Source organism: Serinibacter arcticus (assembly GCF_003121705.1).
GTDB lineage: Bacteria > Actinomycetota > Actinomycetes > Actinomycetales > Beutenbergiaceae > Litorihabitans.
The window spans coordinates 1095667-1114861 of record NZ_PYHR01000002.1 but is presented as its reverse complement, the minus strand read 5'-3'; the positions used below and the strand labels follow the sequence as shown (position 1 = coordinate 1114861).

Annotated in this window: 14 protein-coding genes; 7 read left to right on the top strand and 7 right to left on the bottom strand. The window is 73.0% G+C overall.

Annotated features, from left to right (window positions below; translation table 11 throughout):
• Positions 1–111: 111 nt before the first annotated feature.
• Entirely contained in the window at positions 112–1935 is a 1824-nt protein-coding gene (locus tag C8046_RS05055; protein WP_109228514.1) for an AMP-dependent synthetase/ligase, read from the bottom strand.
• A 24-nt stretch (positions 1936–1959) separates the two neighbouring features.
• The gene (gene valS / locus C8046_RS05050; protein WP_199224392.1) at positions 1960–4698 is read right to left on the bottom strand and encodes a valine--tRNA ligase; all 2739 of its coding nucleotides are present in this window, start codon (positions 4696–4698) and stop codon (positions 1960–1962) included.
• Positions 4699–4789: 91 nt separating this feature from the next.
• Between valS and lysX the strand changes: the two genes are divergently transcribed.
• The 3 genes from lysX (at position 4790) to cofE (ending at position 10007) form a co-directional block, all read left to right on the top strand.
• Positions 4790–8110 carry a bifunctional lysylphosphatidylglycerol synthetase/lysine--tRNA ligase LysX gene (lysX, locus tag C8046_RS05045; RefSeq protein WP_109228512.1) on the top strand — a complete coding sequence of 1107 codons (3321 nt, stop codon included), beginning with the start codon at positions 4790–4792 and terminating at the stop codon, positions 8108–8110.
• 110 nt (positions 8111–8220) lie between these two features.
• Positions 8221–9225, top strand: coding sequence for a TIGR03557 family F420-dependent LLM class oxidoreductase (locus tag C8046_RS05040; protein WP_109228511.1), 1005 nt, complete (start codon positions 8221–8223; stop codon positions 9223–9225).
• Positions 9222–10007, top strand: coding sequence for a coenzyme F420-0:L-glutamate ligase (gene cofE, locus C8046_RS05035; protein ID WP_109228510.1), 786 nt, complete (start codon positions 9222–9224; stop codon positions 10005–10007). The genes C8046_RS05040 and cofE overlap by 4 nt, the downstream gene beginning before the upstream one ends.
• 137 nt (positions 10008–10144) lie before the next feature.
• On the opposite strand, the gene C8046_RS05030 is transcribed toward cofE, so the two are convergent.
• On the bottom strand, positions 10145–12094 hold the full coding sequence (locus C8046_RS05030) for a PTS mannitol transporter subunit IICBA (protein WP_109228509.1): 1950 nt from the start codon (positions 12092–12094) through the stop codon (positions 10145–10147).
• A gap of 267 nt (positions 12095–12361) precedes the next feature.
• Between C8046_RS05030 and C8046_RS05025 the strand changes: the two genes are divergently transcribed.
• Positions 12362–13408 carry a zinc-dependent dehydrogenase gene (locus tag C8046_RS05025; protein ID WP_109228508.1) on the top strand — a complete coding sequence of 349 codons (1047 nt, stop codon included), beginning with the start codon at positions 12362–12364 and terminating at the stop codon, positions 13406–13408.
• Positions 13405–14187, top strand: a complete 783-nt coding sequence (locus tag C8046_RS05020; protein WP_328587579.1) for a DeoR/GlpR family DNA-binding transcription regulator — start codon at positions 13405–13407, stop codon at positions 14185–14187. The genes C8046_RS05025 and C8046_RS05020 overlap by 4 nt, the downstream gene beginning before the upstream one ends.
• 21 nt (positions 14188–14208) lie before the next feature.
• On the opposite strand, the gene C8046_RS05015 is transcribed toward C8046_RS05020, so the two are convergent.
• From C8046_RS05015 to C8046_RS19170, 4 genes are read right to left on the bottom strand one after another with little or no spacing between them, the layout of a single operon-like run.
• Positions 14209–15012: an ABC transporter ATP-binding protein gene (locus C8046_RS05015; protein WP_109228507.1), complete on the bottom strand. Its 804-nt coding sequence runs from the start codon at positions 15010–15012 to the stop codon at positions 14209–14211.
• On the bottom strand, positions 15009–16127 hold the full coding sequence (locus C8046_RS05010; RefSeq protein WP_109228506.1) for a putative F420-0 ABC transporter permease subunit: 1119 nt from the start codon (positions 16125–16127) through the stop codon (positions 15009–15011). The genes C8046_RS05015 and C8046_RS05010 overlap by 4 nt, the downstream gene beginning before the upstream one ends.
• Positions 16124–17011 (bottom strand): putative F420-0 ABC transporter substrate-binding protein, encoded by an 888-nt coding sequence (locus C8046_RS05005; RefSeq protein WP_235866123.1) that lies wholly within the window; start codon positions 17009–17011, stop codon positions 16124–16126. Before C8046_RS05005 ends, C8046_RS05010 begins: the two co-directional genes overlap by 4 nt.
• On the bottom strand, positions 16960–17247 hold the full coding sequence (locus C8046_RS19170) for a hypothetical protein (RefSeq protein WP_235866121.1): 288 nt from the start codon (positions 17245–17247) through the stop codon (positions 16960–16962). Before C8046_RS19170 ends, C8046_RS05005 begins: the two co-directional genes overlap by 52 nt.
• Positions 17248–17506: 259 nt before the next feature.
• Here C8046_RS19170 and C8046_RS05000 point away from each other — a divergent pair, with 259 nt between their 5' ends.
• Both C8046_RS05000 and C8046_RS04995 read left to right on the top strand, forming a co-directional pair.
• Entirely contained in the window at positions 17507–18352 is an 846-nt protein-coding gene (locus C8046_RS05000; RefSeq protein ID WP_328587578.1) for an aldo/keto reductase, read from the top strand.
• A 73-nt stretch (positions 18353–18425) separates the two neighbouring features.
• Complete coding sequence (locus C8046_RS04995; RefSeq protein WP_109228503.1) at positions 18426–19193, top strand: SDR family NAD(P)-dependent oxidoreductase; 768 nt, start codon at positions 18426–18428, stop codon at positions 19191–19193.
• Positions 19194–19195: the final 2 nt, after the last annotated feature.

The following is a 19195-nucleotide window of genomic DNA, read 5'->3' as shown; positions in this document are numbered from 1 at the left end:
ACGTCGACCGCGCCCTCGTGGTCGCCAGGAGCGCCCGGCAGCGACCACGAGGGCGCGCTCGCGGGGCGGGCGCGACCACAAGGGCGCGCTCGCGCCCCGACGGGGCGCGACTCAGCCCGCGACCGGCACGTCCAGCCCGGCCCCGCCCGTGGCGTAGAGCTCCTCGATCGGTCCCGCGAAGTCGCGGTGCACCAGCTCGCGCTTCACCTTGAGCGACGGGGTGAGGTAGCCGTTCGCCTCGGTGAGGTCGACGTCGAGCACGCGGATGCGCCGGATCGACTCGGCGCGCGAGACGGCGGTGTTGGCCCGCTGCGCCGCCTTGACCAGCGAGGCCTGCACCTCGGGTGAGTGAACGGCCTCGGCCACGGAGAGCGCCCCCAGCCCCTTGCTGGCCAGCCAGCCCGGGAGCATCTCGGCGTCGATCGTCACCAGGGCGCCGATGAACGGCTTGCCGTCGCCCACCACGACGACCTGAGACACGAGCGGGTGCCCGCGGAAGCCGTCCTCGAGCACGGCCGGGGCGACGTTCTTCCCGCCCGCGGTGATGATGATCTCCTTGCGACGCCCCGTGATCGTCAGGTAGCCGGCCCCGTCGAGGGCGCCGAGGTCGCCCGACCGCAGCCAGCCGTCGTCGGTGAACGCTTGTGCCGTCGCCTCCGGGTTGCCGTGGTAGCCGCGGAAGACGTGCGGTCCGTGCACCTGGATCTCGCCGTCGTCGGCGATGCGCAGCTCGGTGCCCGGGTAGGCGGGGCCGACCGTGCCGATCCGCACGTCCTGCGGCAGGTTGACCGTCGTGGGCGCCGTCGTCTCGGTCATCCCGTAGCCCTCGAGGATGGTCACGCCCATGCCGCGGTAGAAGTGGCCCAGTCGCGCGCCGAGCGGGGCGCCGCCGGAGATCGCGTAATCGAGCGATCCGCCCATCGCCGCCGTCAGCTTCGCCAGCACGAGACGGTCCGCCACCCGGTGTCGCGCCTTGAGCGCGGCCGACGGTCCGGTCGGGGTGCTCAGCGCCTGCGAGTAGGCGATCGCCGTCGCGACGGCGAACGAGAACACGCGCTTCTTCAGCCCGCCGGCCGCCTTCTGCTGCGCGGAGTTGAAGACCTTCTCGAACACCCGCGGGACGGCGAGCAGGAACGACGGCTTGAACGAGCCGAGGTCGGCGACGAGGTTCTTCGTGTCGGGGGAGTGGCCCAGGATGCCGGCCTCGACGATGCACAGCACCTGGATGAAGCGCGCGAACACGTGCGCGAGCGGCATGAACAGCAGCGTGCGCGAGTGCGGCAGCGAGACGACGTCGTGCAGGTCGGAGCGGGCACCGTTGCGCGCGAGGTAGACGAAGTTCCCGTGCGTCAGCTCGACGCCCTTGGGCCGTCCGGTCGTGCCGGAGGTGTAGATGATCGTCGCGAGGTCGTTCCCGCCCAGGGCGGCGGTGCGGGCGGCGACGACGCTCGGGTCGACCTCGCCGGCGCGGGCCGCGAGCTCGCCGAGCCGGTTGAACGTCACGACGTCGCGCACCGACTCCACCGCAGCCTCGCCCAGCCGCGCCGCGTGCTCGTCCGTCTCGGCGAGCACCAGCACGGCGCCGGAGTCGCCGGCGATCCAGGAGATCTGGTCGGGGGAGGAGGTCTCGTAGATCGGAACCGGCACGCCGCCGGCCGTCCAGACCGCGAAGTCGGCGAGCGTCCACTCGTAGCTGGTCCGGCCCATGATCGCGACGACGTCGCCCGGCTCCAGCCCCCAGGCGACCAGCCCGCGCGCGAGGTCGGTGACCTGGCGAGCGAACTGCGACGCCGTCACGGGCGTCCAGGCGCCCGCGACCCGCCGCTCGACGATCACCTGGTTGGGGTGGGCGGCGGCGCGGTCGCGCAGCGCGCCGGGGATCGAGACGGCCGGGTCGAACTCGACCACGGCGGGAGTGGTGGACACCTGAGTCATGCCCGCCATCCTGCCAGGACGGGGTCAGCCCTTCGGCGGCGCCTCACCGAGCTCGGCCTGCGAGACGGCGACGGCGAGGCTCTCGCCGTCGGGCGTCGCGGGAGTGCCGACCGTGATCGCCAGCGGCGAGGTCACCTTGCCCGCGGCGCGCAGGTCGGACTCGACCGCGGCCACCTGGCCCGCGGCCACCTCGGTGGCGAGGAGCTCGACGGCGAGGATCGGCGTGCGCTGGGAGACCTTCGCCTCGCTCTTGACCTTGCGCAGCGCGCTGAGGGCCGCCCCGGCGGTCCGGACGAGCCCGGCGTCGGGGGCGTCGCCGGCGGCGGCGCGCAGCGCGTCCGTCGTCGGCCACGGCGCGGAGTGCACCGAGCCCGAGCGCCACCACGACCAGACCTCGCTCGTCGCGAACGGCAGGAACGGCGCGAACAGGCGCAGCAGCACGTCGAGCGCCAGGGCGAGCGTGGCGCGCGCCGAGGCGATCTGCGCGGGCGTGAGCTCCGCCGTCGTCCCGTCAGGCTGCGTGGCGCCGCGCCCGTAGGCGCGGTCCTTCACGAGCTCGAGGTAGTCGTCGCAGAACGTCCAGAAGAACGTCTCCGTGGTCTCGAGCGCGCGGGCGTGGTCGAAGTCGGTGAACGCGGCGGTGGCCGCATCCACGACGTCAGCCAGGTCGGCCAGCAGCGCGCGGTCGATCGCCTCGGTGACGGCGGCGGGGTCGAGCACCACCGCGGCGCCCTCGGGCGCGGCCGTGAGCGCGAACTTGCTGGCGTTCAGCACCTTGATCGCGAGGCGGCGGCCGATCTTCATCTGGCCGACCTCGAACGCGGCGTCGGTGCCCAGCCGCGCGGACGCGGCCCAGTACCGGACGGCGTCGGAGCCGTGCTCCACGAGCAGGTCCATCGGCGTGACGACGTTGCCCTTGGACTTGCTCATCTTCTTGCGGTCGGGATCGAGGATCCAGCCGGAGATCGCCGCGTGCTTCCACGGCAGCGTGCCGTGCTCGAGGTGGCTGCGCACCACGGTCGAGAACAGCCAGGTGCGGATGATGTCCTGCCCCTGCGGCCGCACGTCCATCGGGAAGACGCGCTCGAACAGGTCCGTGTCGTGCAGCCAGCCGCCGGCGATCTGCGGGGTCAGCGAGCTCGTCGCCCACGTGTCCATGATGTCGGGGTCGCCCACGAAGCCGCCCGCGACACCGCGCTGGTCGGCCGTGTAGCCGGCAGGGACGTCGGAGCTCGGGTCGATCGGCAGGCTCGCCTCGTCCGGCACGAGCGGCGTCTCCCAGCGGGTCTCGCCCGCCTCGTCCACCGGGTACCAGACCGGGATCGGCACGCCGAAGAAGCGCTGGCGCGAGACGAGCCAGTCGCCGTTGAGGCCGCCGACCCAGTTGGAGTAGCGCACGCGCATGAAGTCCGGGTGGAACTCGAGCTCGTCGCCGCGCGCGAGCAGCTCGCCGCGCAGGTCGCGGCCGGGCATCTCGCGGCCGCCGTTGCGGATGTACCACTGGCGCGACGTGACGATCTCGAGCGGCTTGTCGCCCTTCTCGAAGAAGTTCGCCTTGCGCTGCGTGGCCTTCGGCTCGCCCAGCAGCTCACCGCTGGTGCGCAGGGCCTCGACGACGGCGGTGCGCGCCGAGAAGGTCGTCTTGCCCGCCAGCTCGGCGAAGGTCGCGCGGCCGGCCTCGGTCGTCACCCACTCGGGCGTCTCGCGGCTGATGCGGCCGTCGCGCTGCACGATCGAGCGCGTGGGCAGGTTCAGCTCGCGCCACCACTGCACGTCGGTGAGGTCGCCGAACGTGCAGCACATCGCGATGCCGGAGCCCTTGTCCGCCTCGGCGGAGGGGTGGGCGAGCACGGGGATCTCGACGCCGAAGACGGGCGTGGTCACCGTGGTGCCGAACAGGTGCTGGTAGCGCTCGTCGTCGGGGTGCGCGATCAGCGCGACGCACGCGGCCAGGAGCTCGGGGCGGGTCGTCTCGATGACGACGTCCTCACCTCCCGCGGCGTGGAACGCGATGGAGTGGTAGTGGCCCGGGTAGTCGCGGGCCTCGAGCTCCGCCTGGGCGACCGCCGTCTGGAACGTCACGTCCCACAGTCCGGGCGCCTCGGCCTGGTAGGCCTCGCCCCGGTCGAGGTTGCGCAGGAAGGCGGTCTGCGCGACGGCGCGGGCCGTGGCCCCGATGGTCTGGTACTGGTGGTTCCAGTCGACCGAGAGGCCGAGGTGGCGCCACAGCGCCTCGAACTGCTTCTCGTCCTCGGCGGTCAGCTGCTCGCACAGGCGCACGAACGTGCGGCGCGAGACCGGCACCTGGTCGCCGGCCTTCACGCTGGTGGCGCCGCCGGAGTGCGGGGGAGTGAAGTCGTCGCCCTCGTAGGCCAGCGTCGGGTCGCAGCGCACGCCGTAGTAGTTCTGCACGCGGCGCTCGGTGGGCAGGCCGTTGTCGTCCCAGCCCATCGGGTAGAAGACGTCCTTGCCGCGGGCGCGCTGGAAGCGGGCCACCACGTCGGTGTGCGTGTAGGAGAACACGTGGCCGATGTGCAGGCTGCCCGACGCGGTCGGCGGCGGCGTGTCGATCGAGAACACGGATCCGCGCTCGGCGGTGCGGTCGAAGGCGTGCAGCTGCTCGGCGTCCCACACCGGCGCCCACTTCTCCTCCAGGCCCTCGACACCCACCCGGTCCGGGACGACGACGGCGCCCAGCAGGCCGTGGTCGTGGTCGGTCGAGGCGGTGGCGGGCACACCGGTGCCCAGGGGAGCGTTGGTCATGTCGCCCATCATCCCAGAACTGCCCCGCTCGCCGCGCCGAGCGCGCCCGCGAACCCTAGGGTGGCCGGGAAACGGTGACGACGGAGGACCCATGAGCGACGAGCCCCCCACCCCGGCGAGCCGGACGCAGGTGCCCCGCCCCGGTCCGTGGGCGGAGGGTGTCGCCCGATGGACGGGCCGCGTCCTCGTGGCCGGGTCGCTCTGGATCGTCCTCGCGCTGATCGTGCGCCCGTTCGCCCGCGGAGTCGTGGACACCGCGACGGCCTGGGTCGACGTGCTGAGCCTCCCGCACCCGAGCCTCTTCTCGCTGGTCCTGGTGGTCATCGTCGCCAGCGCCGTGATGCGACGGCAGCGCGCCGCCCTGTGGTTCATCGTGATCGCCTGGCTCGCGCCGGTGGTCGTCGTCGTCGCGCTCGCCGCCGTGCTGGTGGGGGCCGGCGAGGCCCAGGCGCTGGACACCAGCCTCAGCACGGTACCGGCGGCGTTCTGGTCCTCGGGCGTGGTCGGTCTGCTCCTGCTCGTGGCGCTGGTCTCCGCACGCCGCGCGTTTCCGGCCCGGCTGCGCAGGGGGGCGTGGTGGCGGGCCGCCGGCGTGCTCGTCGCGGCGATCGCGGTCTCCGTCGTCGTCACGCTGGCTCTGCTCCAGGCCGTGTCCCACACGCTGCCGACGTTCGCCGACCGCTTGAACTGGACGCTGTCGGGCGCGACCGGCACCTCTCCGCACGCCGCCCCGTTCCTGGCGCAGGGCAACGGCCCGCACTGGCTCCTGACCCTCGCCGGGCTGATCTCCGCCGTCGGGCTGCTGCTGGCCGCGGCCGTGTTCCTCCGCGGAGCACCGCGCAGCGCCGAGGACGACCGCGCGAGCGAGCTGGCCGTCCGCCGCCTCCTCCTCACCCACCCGAACGACGACTCGCTCGCCTACTTCGCCACCCGGGACGACCGCGAGGCGGTCTTCTCCGCCGACGGCGAGGCGGCCGTCTCCTACCGGGTGGTGGCCGACGTGGCCCTCGCCGCCGGTGATCCGCTCGGCGACCCCGAGCGCTGGGACGACGCGATCGACGCCTGGCTGACGACGGCCCGACGGTACGGCTGGGTGCCCTCGGCCACCGGGGTGACGGAGCGCGGCGCACGCGCCTACGAGAAATTCGGGCTGAGCACGGTCGTGCTCGGCGACGAGTCGATCCTCGACACCCGGACCTTCACGCTCACGGCACCCGCCCTCGCGGGGGTGCGGCACGCCGTCGCCCGGCCCAAGCGTGCGGGCTACACGGTCAAGCTGAGCTGGGCCGAGGAGATCGATCCGGAGGACCTCGCAGCGACGCTGGCGAGGGCGGAGGAGTGGCGGCACGGAGACGAGCGCGGCTACTCCATGTCGCTGTCCCGTTTCGGCGACGCGCGCGACCCGCGTCAGCTCATCGTCTCGGCGTTCGACGGCGACGGCGAGCTCCGCGGCGTCCTCGGCTTCGTCCCCTGGGCCCGCACAGGTGTCTCCCTCGACGTCATGCGGCGCTCGCCGGAGGCCGTGAACGGTGTGACGGAGCTGATGATCTCCACCCTGGCGACGCAGGGCCGCAGCCTCGGCATCGAGCGGATCTCCCTCAACTTCGCCATGCTGCGCGAGGTGTTCGAGCAGGGCGAGCGCGTCGGGGCGACGCCGGGTCAGCGGTTCCAGCGCAGGATCCTGCTGACAGCGTCGCGGTGGTGGCAGCTGGACTCGCTCTACAAGTCCAACCTCAAGTACGCCCCCACGTGGCAGACGCGGTACATGTGCACCGATCCCGGCCAGCTCACGCACGCGCTCGTGGCCTACGGCCAGGCCGAGGGCTTCGTCCCGGAGGCCCCGGCCTGGCTGCGACGGCGCGACCGAGCCGTCGAGCTCGAGCGGGCCGAGGCTCGGCGCGCGACGGCGGCGGCCGTCCTCGAGCAGGAGTCGCGGCTGCGCCTGCCGGCCGTCCCCGAGCGCCGGCTCACCGACCAGCAGCGGGTCCGCGTGGGCAAGCTCGCGGCGCTGCGCGCGGCCGGGATGGAGCCGTACCCGGTCTCGGTGCCACGCGACCGGGAGGTCGGCGACGTCACGGAGTCGTTGGTCGACACGGGGGAGGTCGTGTCGATCTCGGGCCGCGTCGTGCGGCTGCGCGACCTCGGCGGGGTGACCTTCGCCGTCGTGCGCGAGAACACCCACGAGGTCCAGCTGATGGTCACGGCCGACCGGCCCGAGGCCCGGCCGGACCTGTTCGCCCACGCCGTCGACCTCGCCGACACGATCTCGGTCACGGGCGACGTCACGCGCAGCCGGACCGGCGAGCTGACCGTGCACGTGGCGAGCTGGGTGATGGCGTCCAAGGCGCTCACGCCGCCGCCGGACAAGTTCCGCGGGCTCACCGACGCCGACACCCGACTCCGGCTGCGGCACGTCGACCTCGCGCTCAACGCGGGACCGACCGATCTGCTCCGAGGTCGCAGCACCGCCGTCTGGGCGCTGCGACAGGCGTTCGCCGCGCACGACTTCATCGAGGTCGAGACGCCGATCCTGCAAGCGATCCACGGTGGTGCCAACGCCCGGCCGTTCACGACGCACATCAACGCCTACGACATGGACCTCTACCTGCGCATCGCGCCGGAGCTGTTCCTCAAGCGGCTCGCGGTCGGCGGCTTCGAACGCATCTTCGAGATCGGCCGCAACTTCCGCAACGAGGGTGTGGACTACAAGCACAACCCCGAGTTCACCTCGCTCGAGGCCTACCAGGCGTACGCCGACTACACGACGATGCGCGAGCTGACGAGGGAGCTGATCATCGCGGCGGCCGTCGCGGTGCACGGTCGGCCGATCGCCATCGCGCCGGACGGGTCGGAGGTGGATCTCGACGTCGAGTGGCCGGTCGTGACGTGCCACGAGGCGGTCTCGCGGGCCGTGGGGGAGGAGGTCACGCCGGACACCCCGCTGGAGCGCATCCACGAGCTGTGCGCGCAGCACGACGTCGAGTTCGGGCTGGACCACAGCCACGGCTCGCTGGTGGCGGAGCTCTACGACGCGCTCGTCGAGGACACCACCACCTTCCCGACGTTCTACACCGACTTCCCCAAGGAGACCTCGCCGTTGACGCGCGAGCACCGCACCGACCCGCGGCTCGCGGAGCGGTGGGACCTGGTGGCGTTCGGGTCGGAGCTCGGGACGGCGTACTCCGAGCTCATCAACCCCGTCGACCAGCGGGAACGCTTCACGCAGCAGTCGCTGCTCGCGGCGCTGGGAGATCCCGAGGCGATGGAGATCGACGAGGAGTTCCTCTCGGCGCTGGAGTTCGGGCTGCCGCCGACGGGCGGCCTCGGGCTCGGCCTCGACCGCGTCTACATGTTCATCGTGGGAGCGACGATCCGCGAGACGCTGACGTTCCCGTTCACCAAGCCGATCTGACGGCGGCGCTGCCTCCTCCCGCGCCGCACGGGTGGTTGGCGACGGGGAGACGCCCGGTCGACGGGACGGGCGCCCGCCGTCGTGGGCTCCGCGGTGGGAGGATGGAGGGCATGACCTCCCCTCTCACCGTCGGCATCGCCGCAGCGCTGGAGCAGTTCAGCCCGAACGAGATCATCGAGCACACGGCCCTGGCGGAGAAGCACGGCTTCTCCGGCGTGATGGCGGCCGACCACGTGCAGCCGTGGGTGCCCGCGCAGGGCGAGGCGGCGTTCGTGTGGAACGTCCTGTCGGCCCTCGGCCAGACCACGACGGGTGACCTCGGCCCCGGCGTGACGTGCCCGTCGATGCGGTGGCACCCGTCGATGGTCGCGCAGGCCTCGGCCACGCTCGCCGCCATGTACCCGGGGCGGCACTGGCTCGGCCTCGGCAGCGGTGAGGCGCTGAACGAGCACGTCGTCGGGCAGTACTGGCCCGAGGCGCCCGAGCGCATCAACCGGATGTTCGAGGCGATCGAGATCATCCAGAAGCTCTTCACGGGCTCGCTCGCGGGCAAGGACGTCAAGCACCGCGGCGAGTTCTTCAAGCTCGAGTCGATGCGGCTGTGGACCATGCCGGAGGTGCCGCCGGAGATCCTCGTGGCCACCGCGGGTCCGGTCACGGCCAAGCGGGCAGGTCGCACGGTGGACGGGCTCATCACCGTCGGGGCGCCGCTCGAGAAGATCTCGGGCCTCTTCGAGAAGTTCGACGCCGGCGCGCGCGAGGCCGGCAAGGACCCCTCCACGATGCCGCGGCTCATCCAGCTGCACCTCTCCTGGGCGCCGACCTACGAGGAGGCGCTCGAGAACGCCATGACGCAGTGGCCCAACGGCGGGATGAAGTTCCCCAAGGGCGACATCCGCTCGCCGTTCGAGCTCGCCGCGATGGCCAAGCTCGTGCGTCCGGAGGACTTCGAGGGCCGGATGGTCATCTCGGAGGATCCCGACGTCCACCGCGCCGAGATCCAGAAGTACGTCGACCTGGGCTTTGACCGCGTCTACCTCCACAACGTCGGCCGGAACCAGGCCGAGTGGATCGAGGTCTTCGGCCGCGACGTCCTCCCGAAGCTCCACCGGTGACGGCGCTGCAGGTCCTCGCCCCGGAGGGCGTCCCCGCGATCACGTCCTCCACCGAGCTCGCCGCCGTCCTCGTGCCGGTGCTCGCGAACCTCGTCTGGCCGGACGGGAGCGTCGGGATCGACGCGGGCGACGTCGTCGTCCTGTCCTCCAAGGTCGTCTCCAAGGCCGAGGGGCGGATGGTGCGCGCGGCCGACCGCGAGGCGTCCATCGACGCCGAGTCCGTGCGGACCGTCGCGACGCGCGAGCACCCCGACGGCTCGCTGCTGCGGATCGTCGAGAACCGGCAGGGCATCGTGATGGCGGCGGCGGGCGTCGACTCCTCGAACACGCACGCGGGCACGATCCTGCTGCTGCCGGTCGACCCCGACGACTCGGCACGCCGCCTGCGCCGCGGGCTCGCCGCCCGGCTCGGGGGAGTGCGTCCGGGCGTCGTCCTCACCGACTCGGCGGGACGGCCGTGGCGCAGCGGCGTCACCGACCTGGCCATCGGCGCGGCCGGCATCACCGTCCTCGACGACCTCCGCGGCACCCCGGACGACACCGGGCGACCGCTGGAGACGACCGTCGTCGCCGTCGCCGACGAGCTCGCGGCTGCCGCCGACCTGCTGAAGCGTCCGACGGGAGGGCGGCCGCTCGCCGTCGTGCGCGGGATGGGTCACCTCGTCACGCACGACGACGGACCCGGCGCCCGCGGCCTCAACCGCACCGGTCCGGACGACATGTTCGCGCTCGGCGCCCGGGAGGCCTACGAGCGCGGACGGGCGGGCCTGCCGCTCCTCTGACCCCGCTGAGTGCGGAGTCCTTGCCGCCCGACACGGCGTGTCGGCGGCAGCAGCTCAGCACTCAGCGGGCGAGCGGGGCGAGAACGACGAGCGGGGCGGCGGGCGCCTCGCGCCCACCGCCCCGCTCCGGATCGTGCTCAGGCGTCCAGGACGGCCTTGACCTCGTCGACCGAGGTCGCGTTCTCGAGGCGCGCGACCGAGTCGGCGTCGAGGAACGCGCCCGCGAGCTGCTGCAGCAGCGCGAGGTGCTCGTCGCCGCTGGCGGCGATCGCGATGACGAACGTCACGCGCTCACCGCCCCAGTCCAGACCCTGCGGGTAGCGGACGAAGGAGACGGCGGTCCGGCTGACCTCGCCCTTGGCCTCGTTCGTGCCGTGGGGGATGGCCAGGCCCTCGCCCATGAACGTCGAGACCGAGGCCTCGCGCTCGTGCATCGCGGCGACGTACGCCGGCGTGGCCGAGCCGACGGCGACCAGCAGGTTGCCGGCCTCCTCGATCGCGCCCTCCCGGGTCGTGGCCGTGCCGGTCAGCACGATCGAGCTGCGGTCGAGGACCGAGTCGGACGTGGAGGTGGCCGCCGCGACGGGGGCCGCAGCGGCGGGAGCCGCGTGCGAGGGAGTCGCGTGGCCCCCGGCGGGGACCAGGGCGCCGTTGCGCTCGGAGACGAGCTCGACGACCTCGTCGTAGCGGGGCGACGCCATGAAGTTGTCCACCGAGACGTGGATCGCCGAACCGGTGCGCTGACGCGCCCGCTCGGTGAGGTCCTGGTGCGTCACGACGAGGTCGTAGGTGTCCGTGAGGTCGGAGATCGCCTTGTTGACGACCGTGACGTCGGTGAGACCGGCCGCCTGGACCTTGCGACGCAGCACGGAGGCGCCCATCGCGGAGGAGCCCATGCCGGCGTCGCAGGCGAAGACGATGTTGCGGATCGGGCCGGTCGCCGCGGCGGCAGCACCGGTCAGCATCCCGGCGACCGACGACTTCCTGCCCTTGTTGGACTCCATCTGCGCGGTGGCGGCCTCCAGGTCGAGGTCCTTGTTCTTGTCGATGCGCAGCAGGAACGCGGCGACCACGAACGTCACGGCGGCCGACAGCAGCACCGAGAGGATCACCCCGAGGTGGCTCCCCGGGGCCGTCATCGTCAGGACGGCGAAGATCGAGCCGGGGGCGGCGGGCCCCACGAGGCCGGAGTCGAAGAGGACGTTCGTCAGCACACCGGTCGCGCCACCGAGGATGAGGGCGATGATCAGGCGCGGCTTGGCCAGCACGTACGGGAAGTAGATCTCGTGGATGCCACCGAGGAACTGCACGATGATGGCGCCGGGGGCGGAGGCGCGGGCCACGCCGACACCGGCGACGGCGAACGCGAGCAGCAGGCCGAGGCCCGGGCCGGGGTTCGCCTCGATGAGGAAGAGCAGCGAGCGGCCGGTCTCCTGCGACTCGGCGCTGCCGAGCGGGGTGAACACGCCGTGGTTGATCGCGTTGTTGAGGAAGAGCACCTTGGCCGGCTCGACGAGGATCGAGGTGGCGGGCAGGAGGTTGTTCTCGACCAGCCAGCCCACACCGTCACCCAGGCGACCGGTCAGCCACTCCACGATCGGGGCGATGCCGAAGAAGGCCCCGAACGCGAGGATCGCGCCCCAGATGCCGGCGGAGAAGTTGTTGACGAGCATCTCGAACCCCGGGCGGATCTTGCCGTCCCAGAGGGCGTCGAGCTTCTTCATGGTCCAGCCGCCGAGCGGGCCCATGATCATCGCGCCGATGAACATCGGGATGCCGGCGCCCGTGATGACGCCGATCGTCGCGATGGCGCCGACGACGCCGCCGCGGGTCTTGTAGAGCATGTACCCACCGGTGTAGCCGATGAGGAGCGGCAGCAGGAACGTGATGGCGGGACCGACGATGCCGCCGTCGGCGAAGTCGCCCCAGCCGCCGATCTGCGCGACCCAGCTGTCCGGCGCGAAGCGGCCGTCGAAGGCCGGACGGTCGGGCGTCTCCGGGGTGGCGCCGTTCAGCCAGCCGGGGCCGATGAACAGGGCCGTCAGGAGACCCCACGCGATGAAGGCGGCGATGTTCGGCATCACCATGTTGGACAGGAACGTCCCGAACTTCTGGACCGCGACGCGCGAGCCCCGCGCGTGGGGGGAGGTGAGCTGGTGGTCATGCCATGCCTTTCGTCGAGGGTCGAGACCGTTCTCGACCGATCTCCGTTGATCTGTGTTCCGTTTTATATCGGTTTGAATCGGGTCTGGTCAAGACCGATTGACCACACGATCCCACTCAGGCAGACTGAGATGCACACACAGGGGTGCAGCGGACACGGCGGTCCGGGCACCGAACGCTAAGGAGCATCGATGAAGGCACTGCGTTTCCACGCCCCCGGGGACGTCCGGCTCGAGGACGTCCCGGAGCCGGACTGCGGGCCCCGCGAGGTCAAGATCCGCGTCCGCAACTGCTCGACCTGCGGCACCGACGTCAAGATCCGCAACAACGGGCACGTCAACATCACGCGCGTGACGACCATGGGTCACGAGATCGCCGGCGAGGTCGTCGAGGTCGGCGCCGACGCCACGGGCGGCTTCTCCGCGGGCGATCGCGTGCAGGTCATCGCCGCCGTGCCGTGCGGCGACTGCCACGAGTGCCGGAAGGGCTGGATGGAGGTCTGCCAGAACCAGACCTCGGTCGGCTACCAGTACGACGGCGGCTTCGCCGAGTACATGATCGTCCCGGAGCAGGTCCTCGCCGTCGACGGCCTCAACCTCATCCCCGACAACGTCGGCTTCGACGAGGCCTCGGCCGCCGAGCCCTTCGCCTGCGCGATCAACGCCCAGGAGCAGATGAACATCGAGGAGGGCGACTTCACGGTCGTCTTCGGCGCCGGTCCGATCGGCTGCATGCACATCCGCATCGCGCGCGGCGTCCACAAGGTCGGTCCGGTCTGGCTCGTCGACGTCAACGCCGAGCGTCTGGCGATGTCGGCCGAGGCCGTCAAGCCCGACGGCGTGATCGACGCGTCGAAGGAGGACGTCGTCGCCCGGGTCATGGAGCTCACCGGCGGCCGCGGCGCCGACGTCATCATCACGGCCACCCCGGCCAACATCACCCAGGAGCAGGCCATCGCGATGGCGGCCCGCAACGGTCGGATCTCGTTCTTCGGCGGTCTGCCCAAGACCGACCCGACGATCACGGCCGACTCGAACCTGATCCACTACCGCCAGCTGCACATCCACGGCGCCAACGGCTCCGCACCCGCGCACCACAAGCGTGCTCTGGAGTACATCTCGACGGGTCAGATCCCCGTCAAGGACCTCATCACGCGTCACGTCCCGCTGGAGCAGGCTCTCGAGGCGTTCGACATCGTCGCGCGCGGCGAGGCCATCAAGGTTACCGTCGAGCCGTGACCCAGACGCCGCTCGCGATGTACGCACCTGAGCGGCAGCACACGATCCTCGAGCTCGCCCGGTCCCAGGGGCGCGTGGAGGTCGGCGTGCTCGCCGAGACCCTCCAGGTGACCCCCGAGACCGTGCGGCGGGACCTGACCGCGCTGGAACGGCGCGGTCTGGTCCGTCGGGTCCACGGCGGGGCGCTCCCGGTGGAGCGCCTCGGCGTGGAGCCCACGCTCGAGCGTCGGATGGAGCGCTCCGCCGAGCAGAAGGCGCGCATCGCGCGCCGCGCGCTCGAGGAGCTCCCGCAGGACGGCACGATCCTCCTCGACGCTGGCAGCACCACGGTCGCCCTCGCCGAGCTGATCCCCGAGCACGCCGAGCTCACGGTCGTGACGAACTCGGTCGCGATCGCGGCCGCCCTGCACCAGCGCTCGAGCGTCTCGATCTTCCTGCTCGGCGGTCGGATCCGCCGGCGCACCGGCGCGGCCGTGGGGGACTGGGCCGAGCACGCGCTGCAGGACATCTGCGTCGACGTCGCCTTCCTGGGCGCGAACGGCGTGGACGTCCACCGCGGCTTCACCACGCCGCACGACGTCGAGGCGGCCACCAAGCGCGCGTTCATCGCGGCCTCGCGCCGCGCCGTCGTGCTCGCGGACTCCTCCAAGGCGGGGATCGTGAGCTTCCACCGCTTCGCCCGCCCCGACGACGTCGACCTCTGGATCACCGACGAGGCGCTCGAGGTCGAGACGGCGGAGGAGTTCGACGCCGCCGGCGTGGACGTCGCGCGAGTCTGACCGGCTGCTCGGCCCGGCGACCTACGTCGCCGGGTCGAGCACCAGCACCGGCCGCCCGTCGGCGGTGCGCACCACCTCGGCCACGACGCCGTAGACCTGGCGCAGGAGTGCCGGCGTCAGCACGTCGAGCGGCCGCCCCGCGGCGACCACCCGGCCCTCGGCCAGCACGACGACGTGGTCGCACCACCGCAGCGCCTGGTTGAGGTCGTGCAGCACCAGCACGCTCGTGACACCGAGGTCGCGCACCAGCCGCAGCAGCGCCAGCTGGGCGGCGACGTCGAGGTGGTTGGTCGGCTCGTCCAGCAGCAGCAGCCGCGGCTCCTGCGCGAGAGCCCGGGCGAGGTGCACGCGCTGCCGCTCCCCGCCCGAGAGCGTGGCGACGTCGCGGCCGACGAGCTCCAGCGCCCCGCACCGCTCGAGCGACGCCCGGGCGAGCGCCTCGTCCTCGCGGCTGTCGGTGCTCCAGCGTGAGCGGTGCGGCGTGCGGCCGAGCAGCACGACGTCGAGCACCGTCAGCGCGACGTCGGTCGGCGCCTCCTGCTCGACCATGGCCAGGCGCCGCGCGCGATCGCGACGGGAGAGCCGGCGCAGGTCCTCGCCGTCGAGCAGCCAGGCCCCCGCGTCCGGGCGCAGCGCGCCCACGAGCGCGCGCAGGAGCGAGGACTTGCCCGAGCCGTTGGGGCCGAGGATCCCGGTGACGCCACCGGCCGGGCCCGCGAGATGGACGGCGTCGAGGATGGCGCGGGCCTCCACGCGCCAGGTGACGTCGCGGACCTCCAGGCCCGATCCGCTGTCGGGAGCCGGCGGGTCCTGGGGCGCGGTCACGCGATCCCTCCCCGACGACGGGCGAGCAGGATCGCGAACACCGGCGCCCCGATCGCGGCGGTGAGGATGCCGACGGGAAGCTCGCGCGGCTCGATGACGATGCGGGCGGCGGTGTCCGCCCACAGCAGCACGAGCGCCCCGAGGCCGACGGCGAGCGGCAGCACGCGGACGTGCCGCGCCCCGACGAGGAGCCGGACGGCGTGCGGCACCACGAGCCCGACGAAGCCGATCGACCCGCTCACGCTCACCATGGCGCCGACCAGCAGCGCGACCAGGCCCAGCAGGATCCAGCGCGTGCGGGCGACGTGGATGCCCAGGCTTGCGGCCGCGGTGTCCCCGAAGGCGAACGCGTCGAGCGTGCGGCCGGCGCTGAGCAGCACGACGCCGACGACGGCGAGCGCCACCCACACGATCACGGCGCTGCGCCACGTGGCGCCGCCGAGCGTTCCCATGAGCCAGCCGAGCACCTCGCGGTAGGAGTCGCCCTGCACGGAGGTGAAGATGACGAACGACGTGACGGCGGAGCAGGCCTGCGCCACCGCGACACCCGCGAGGACGGTCCGGCCCGGGGTGAGCCGGCCGCCCGAGACGACGCCGGCGAGCGTGAGGGAGGCGGCGAGGGCCAGCACGGCGCCGGCGAACGCGGCGACCGGCAGCAGGACCGAGACGCCGAGCACGAGGACCGCGACGGCGCCGACGCTCGCGCCGGAGGAGATGCCGAGCAGATACGGGTCGGCCAGCGGGTTGCGCAGCAGCGCCTGCATCACCGTTCCCGTCAGGGCCAGCCCGGCACCGATCCCGACGGCGGCCACGACCCGCGGCGCCCGCCCCTGCCACACGATCGCGTCCTGGATCCGGCTGAGCGGGTCGGCAGGCGCGGCGGCGCCGACCAGGTTGGCCAGGTGGTGGCGCGCCGACCCGAGGATGTCGGCCGGCGTGATGTCGGCCGGGCCGAGCGTGAGCGCGACGACCGCGGAGACGAGGAGCGCGACGGCGAGGGCGAGCCCCACCCACCACGACCGGTGCCGGGCGCGCGCCCAGGCGTCGGCGGACGGGGGAGCCCCCGCCGTCGTGGGCGCCGCCTCCCGCCCGCTCGCCGCGCTCGGAGGGGTCACTCGGTGTCGGCCCCCGTGCCCGCGAGGGCGGCGAGCTGCTCGTCGAGGCTCGCGACGGCCTCGACGTTGCGGACGCCACCCTCGGTCGCGGCGAACGGGACGACGAGGTAGCGCTCCTCCTGGACGGCGCTCATCGCGGCCGTGACGGGGTTGGCCGCGAGCGTCTCCTTCTTCTTCTCGGCGGTGTTCCAGGCGGCGTCGACCAGTACGATCACGTCGGGGTCGGCGGAGGCGGCCGCCTCCCACGAGTACGGGCCCCAGCCGCCGTCGAGCTCGCCGGCCACGTTCGCCAGGCCGACCTCGTCGAGGATCATCTGCGGCGCGCCGGTGCCGGCGCCGACGTAGGGCGTGTCCGAGCCGGACGACCACCACAGGGCGGTGCCGGTGGCGGCCTCGCCGCTCGCGGCCCGGGCGCTCGCGCGCTCGGCGCGCAGCACCTCCAGCTCGGCCTCCTGGGCGGCGACGAGCTCGGCCGCCTCGTCGGGCTGACCGAGCAGGTCCCCGATCTGCGTGATCTCGTCGAAGACGTCCTCGAACGTCAGCGGGTCGGGCAGGTAGGGCGCCGTGGTGCACGCGCTCGGGGCCACGAAGGTGGTGACGCCGAGGTCGGTCAGCGCGGCGCGCTCGCCCGCGCCGTCGGCGGAGAAGTTGGACTCCCAGCCGGCCAGCACCAGGTCGGGCTCGACCGAGAGGACGGCCTCGTTGGTGGGGACGCGGTCGGCGAGCACGGGCAGCGCGGCGACCAGCTCGGCGTCGGCCTCGGCGACGGGACCGTCCTGGTAGGCGACGCCGACGAGCCGGTCGCCCGCGCCGAGGGCGAGGACGAGGTCGGTCATGGCCGACTTGATCGTGACGATGCGCTGCGGCGGCGCCTCGACCGCCACCTCGAACCCGCAGTTGTCGGCGGTGACGGGGCGTAGGTCGCCTCCGTGGTGGCGTCGGTGTCGGTGGGGGTGCTCGACGGCGAGGCGTCGGCCGGGGCCGAGGCCTCGCCGTCGTCCGCGGCGTCGGCCGTGCCACCGCCGCACGAGGCGAGCAGCGCCGTCGTGAGCAGGACCGCGGCGGTCGGGACGAGGGTGGCCCGGCTGCGGGCAGCGGTACGGGCGGGGCGAGAGATCACGGGTGCTCCTGGTGGGCGCGACGCGGACCGGAGGGGTCTCCGGCGGGGCGGGGGGAGCGGCCAGCGGCTCCCGGTGCAGCGTGGCGGGCCAGGCGCGGTCCCGCTCACCGGGGCGAGATCGCGTCCCGGGCTGCCGTCCCAGCCTAGTTCGTCGCGGGTGGGGGAAAGTCGCGGGCGAGGGAATCACGCGGTCGTCGACGGGGTTGGACCCAGAGGTGCCCCTCGGGGCAGTCCCTGATGTCGACGAAGGAGAACCATCGTGGCCCGCACCATCGCACTGTCCGACGGCACGACCATCCCGCAGATCGGTTTCGGGGTCTGGCAGGTCAAGCCCGACGAGACCGAGGTCGCCGTCGCCGCCGCCCTCGAGGCCGGCTACCGTCACGTCGACACGGCGCAGATGTACCGCAACGAGGCCGGCGTCGGTGCCGCCGTCGCGGCGAGCAGCCTGAACCGCGACGACGTCTACATCACCAGCAAGGTCAACAACAACGCCCACGCGCCCGAGGAGACCCGCGCCTCGGTGGCCCGGACGCTCGAGCTGCTGCAGTCCGACCACGTCGACCTCATGCTCATCCACTGGCCGCTCGCGATGCACCCCGAGGGGTTCGTGGACGCCTACCGCGTGCTGGTCGAGGAGCAGGCCGCCGGGCGGATCCGCTCGATCGGCGTCTCCAACTTCCACGCCGCCCACCTCGACGCCGTCATCGAGGCGACCGGAGTCGCCCCGGTCGTGAACCAGATCGAGGTCCACCCGTACTTCGCCAACCCGGCCGTCGCCGACACGCAGGCGCGCGGCATCGTCGTCCAGGCGTGGTCCCCGCTGGCCTCGGGCAAGCTCTTCGGCGACCCCGTCGTCGAGGCCGTGGCCGCCGAGGTCGGCGCCACCCCCGCGCAGACGGTGCTCGCGTGGCACCTCGCCGCCGGCCGCATCATCCTGCCGAAGTCGGTCACGCCGTCGCGGATCGTGGAGAACCTCGCCTCGGGCGACGTCGTGCTCAGCGACGACCAGATCGCCCGGATCGACGCGCTCGACCGGGGCGAGGAGGGGCGCACCGGCCCCGACCCCGACACGATGGACTGGCGCCCCGCCGCCCACTCCTGACACCATCGAGACCCCGGTCCGCTCGCGCGGGCCGGGGTCTCGTCATCCCCCTCCGACCTCCTCGGGAGTCCGCATGACCACCGCCACGACCCGTCCCCGCGCTCTCGTCACCGGAGCCTCGACCGGCATCGGCGCCGCCACCGTCAGGGGCCTGCGCGCAGCCGGGTGGGACGTCGTCGCGACCGCGCGTCGGGTCGAGCGGCTCGAGGCGCTCGCGGAGGAGACGGGCTGCACGTGGATCGCGGCGGACCTCACCGTGGCCGACGACGTCACCCGCCTGGCCGCCGCCGTCGTCGAGGGCGGCCCGCTCTCCGCCGTCGTGAACAATGCCGGCGGCGCGATCGGGGCCGACCCGGTGGCCACGGGCTCGCCCGAGGACTGGGCGCGGATGTACGAGATGAACGTGCTGGGGACGCTGCGCGTGACCCAGGCGCTGCTGCCGCACCTGGAGGCCGACGGCGGGGGAGACGTCCTCGTCGTCACCTCGACCGCGGGGCACGAGCCCTACCCGGGCGGCGGTGGTTACACGGCGGCCAAGCACGCCGAGCGCCTCATCCCGCTCACCCTGCGGCAGGAGCTCGTCGGCCGACCCGTGCGCATCATCGAGGTCGCGCCCGGCATGGTCGCCACGGAGGAGTTCTCGCTCAACCGGTTCGCCGGCGACGCCGACCGCGCCGCCGCCGTGTACGCCGGCGTCGCGGAGCCGCTCGTGGCCGACGACGTCGCCGACGTCATCACCTGGACCCTCACGCGGCCCGCGCACGTGAACATCGACCTCGTCATCGTGCGGCCGCGCGCGCAGGCGACCAGCACCCTGGTGGCGCGGGAGACCTCCGGCTGACG

Coding starts and splice junctions, on each gene's coding strand:
- C8046_RS05055 (WP_109228514.1), bottom strand. CDS start 1,935: ATGACTCAGGTGTCCACCACTCCCGCCGTGGTCGAGTTCGACCCGGCC.
- valS (WP_199224392.1), bottom strand. CDS start 4,698: ATGACCAACGCTCCCCTGGGCACCGGTGTGCCCGCCACCGCCTCGACC.
- C8046_RS04995 (WP_109228503.1), top strand. CDS start 18,426: ATGACCACCGCCACGACCCGTCCCCGCGCTCTCGTCACCGGAGCCTCG.
- lysX (WP_109228512.1), top strand. CDS start 4,790: ATGAGCGACGAGCCCCCCACCCCGGCGAGCCGGACGCAGGTGCCCCGC.
- C8046_RS05030 (WP_109228509.1), bottom strand. CDS start 12,094: ATGGTGATGCCGAACATCGCCGCCTTCATCGCGTGGGGTCTCCTGACG.
- C8046_RS05025 (WP_109228508.1), top strand. CDS start 12,362: ATGAAGGCACTGCGTTTCCACGCCCCCGGGGACGTCCGGCTCGAGGAC.
- C8046_RS05040 (WP_109228511.1), top strand. CDS start 8,221: ATGACCTCCCCTCTCACCGTCGGCATCGCCGCAGCGCTGGAGCAGTTC.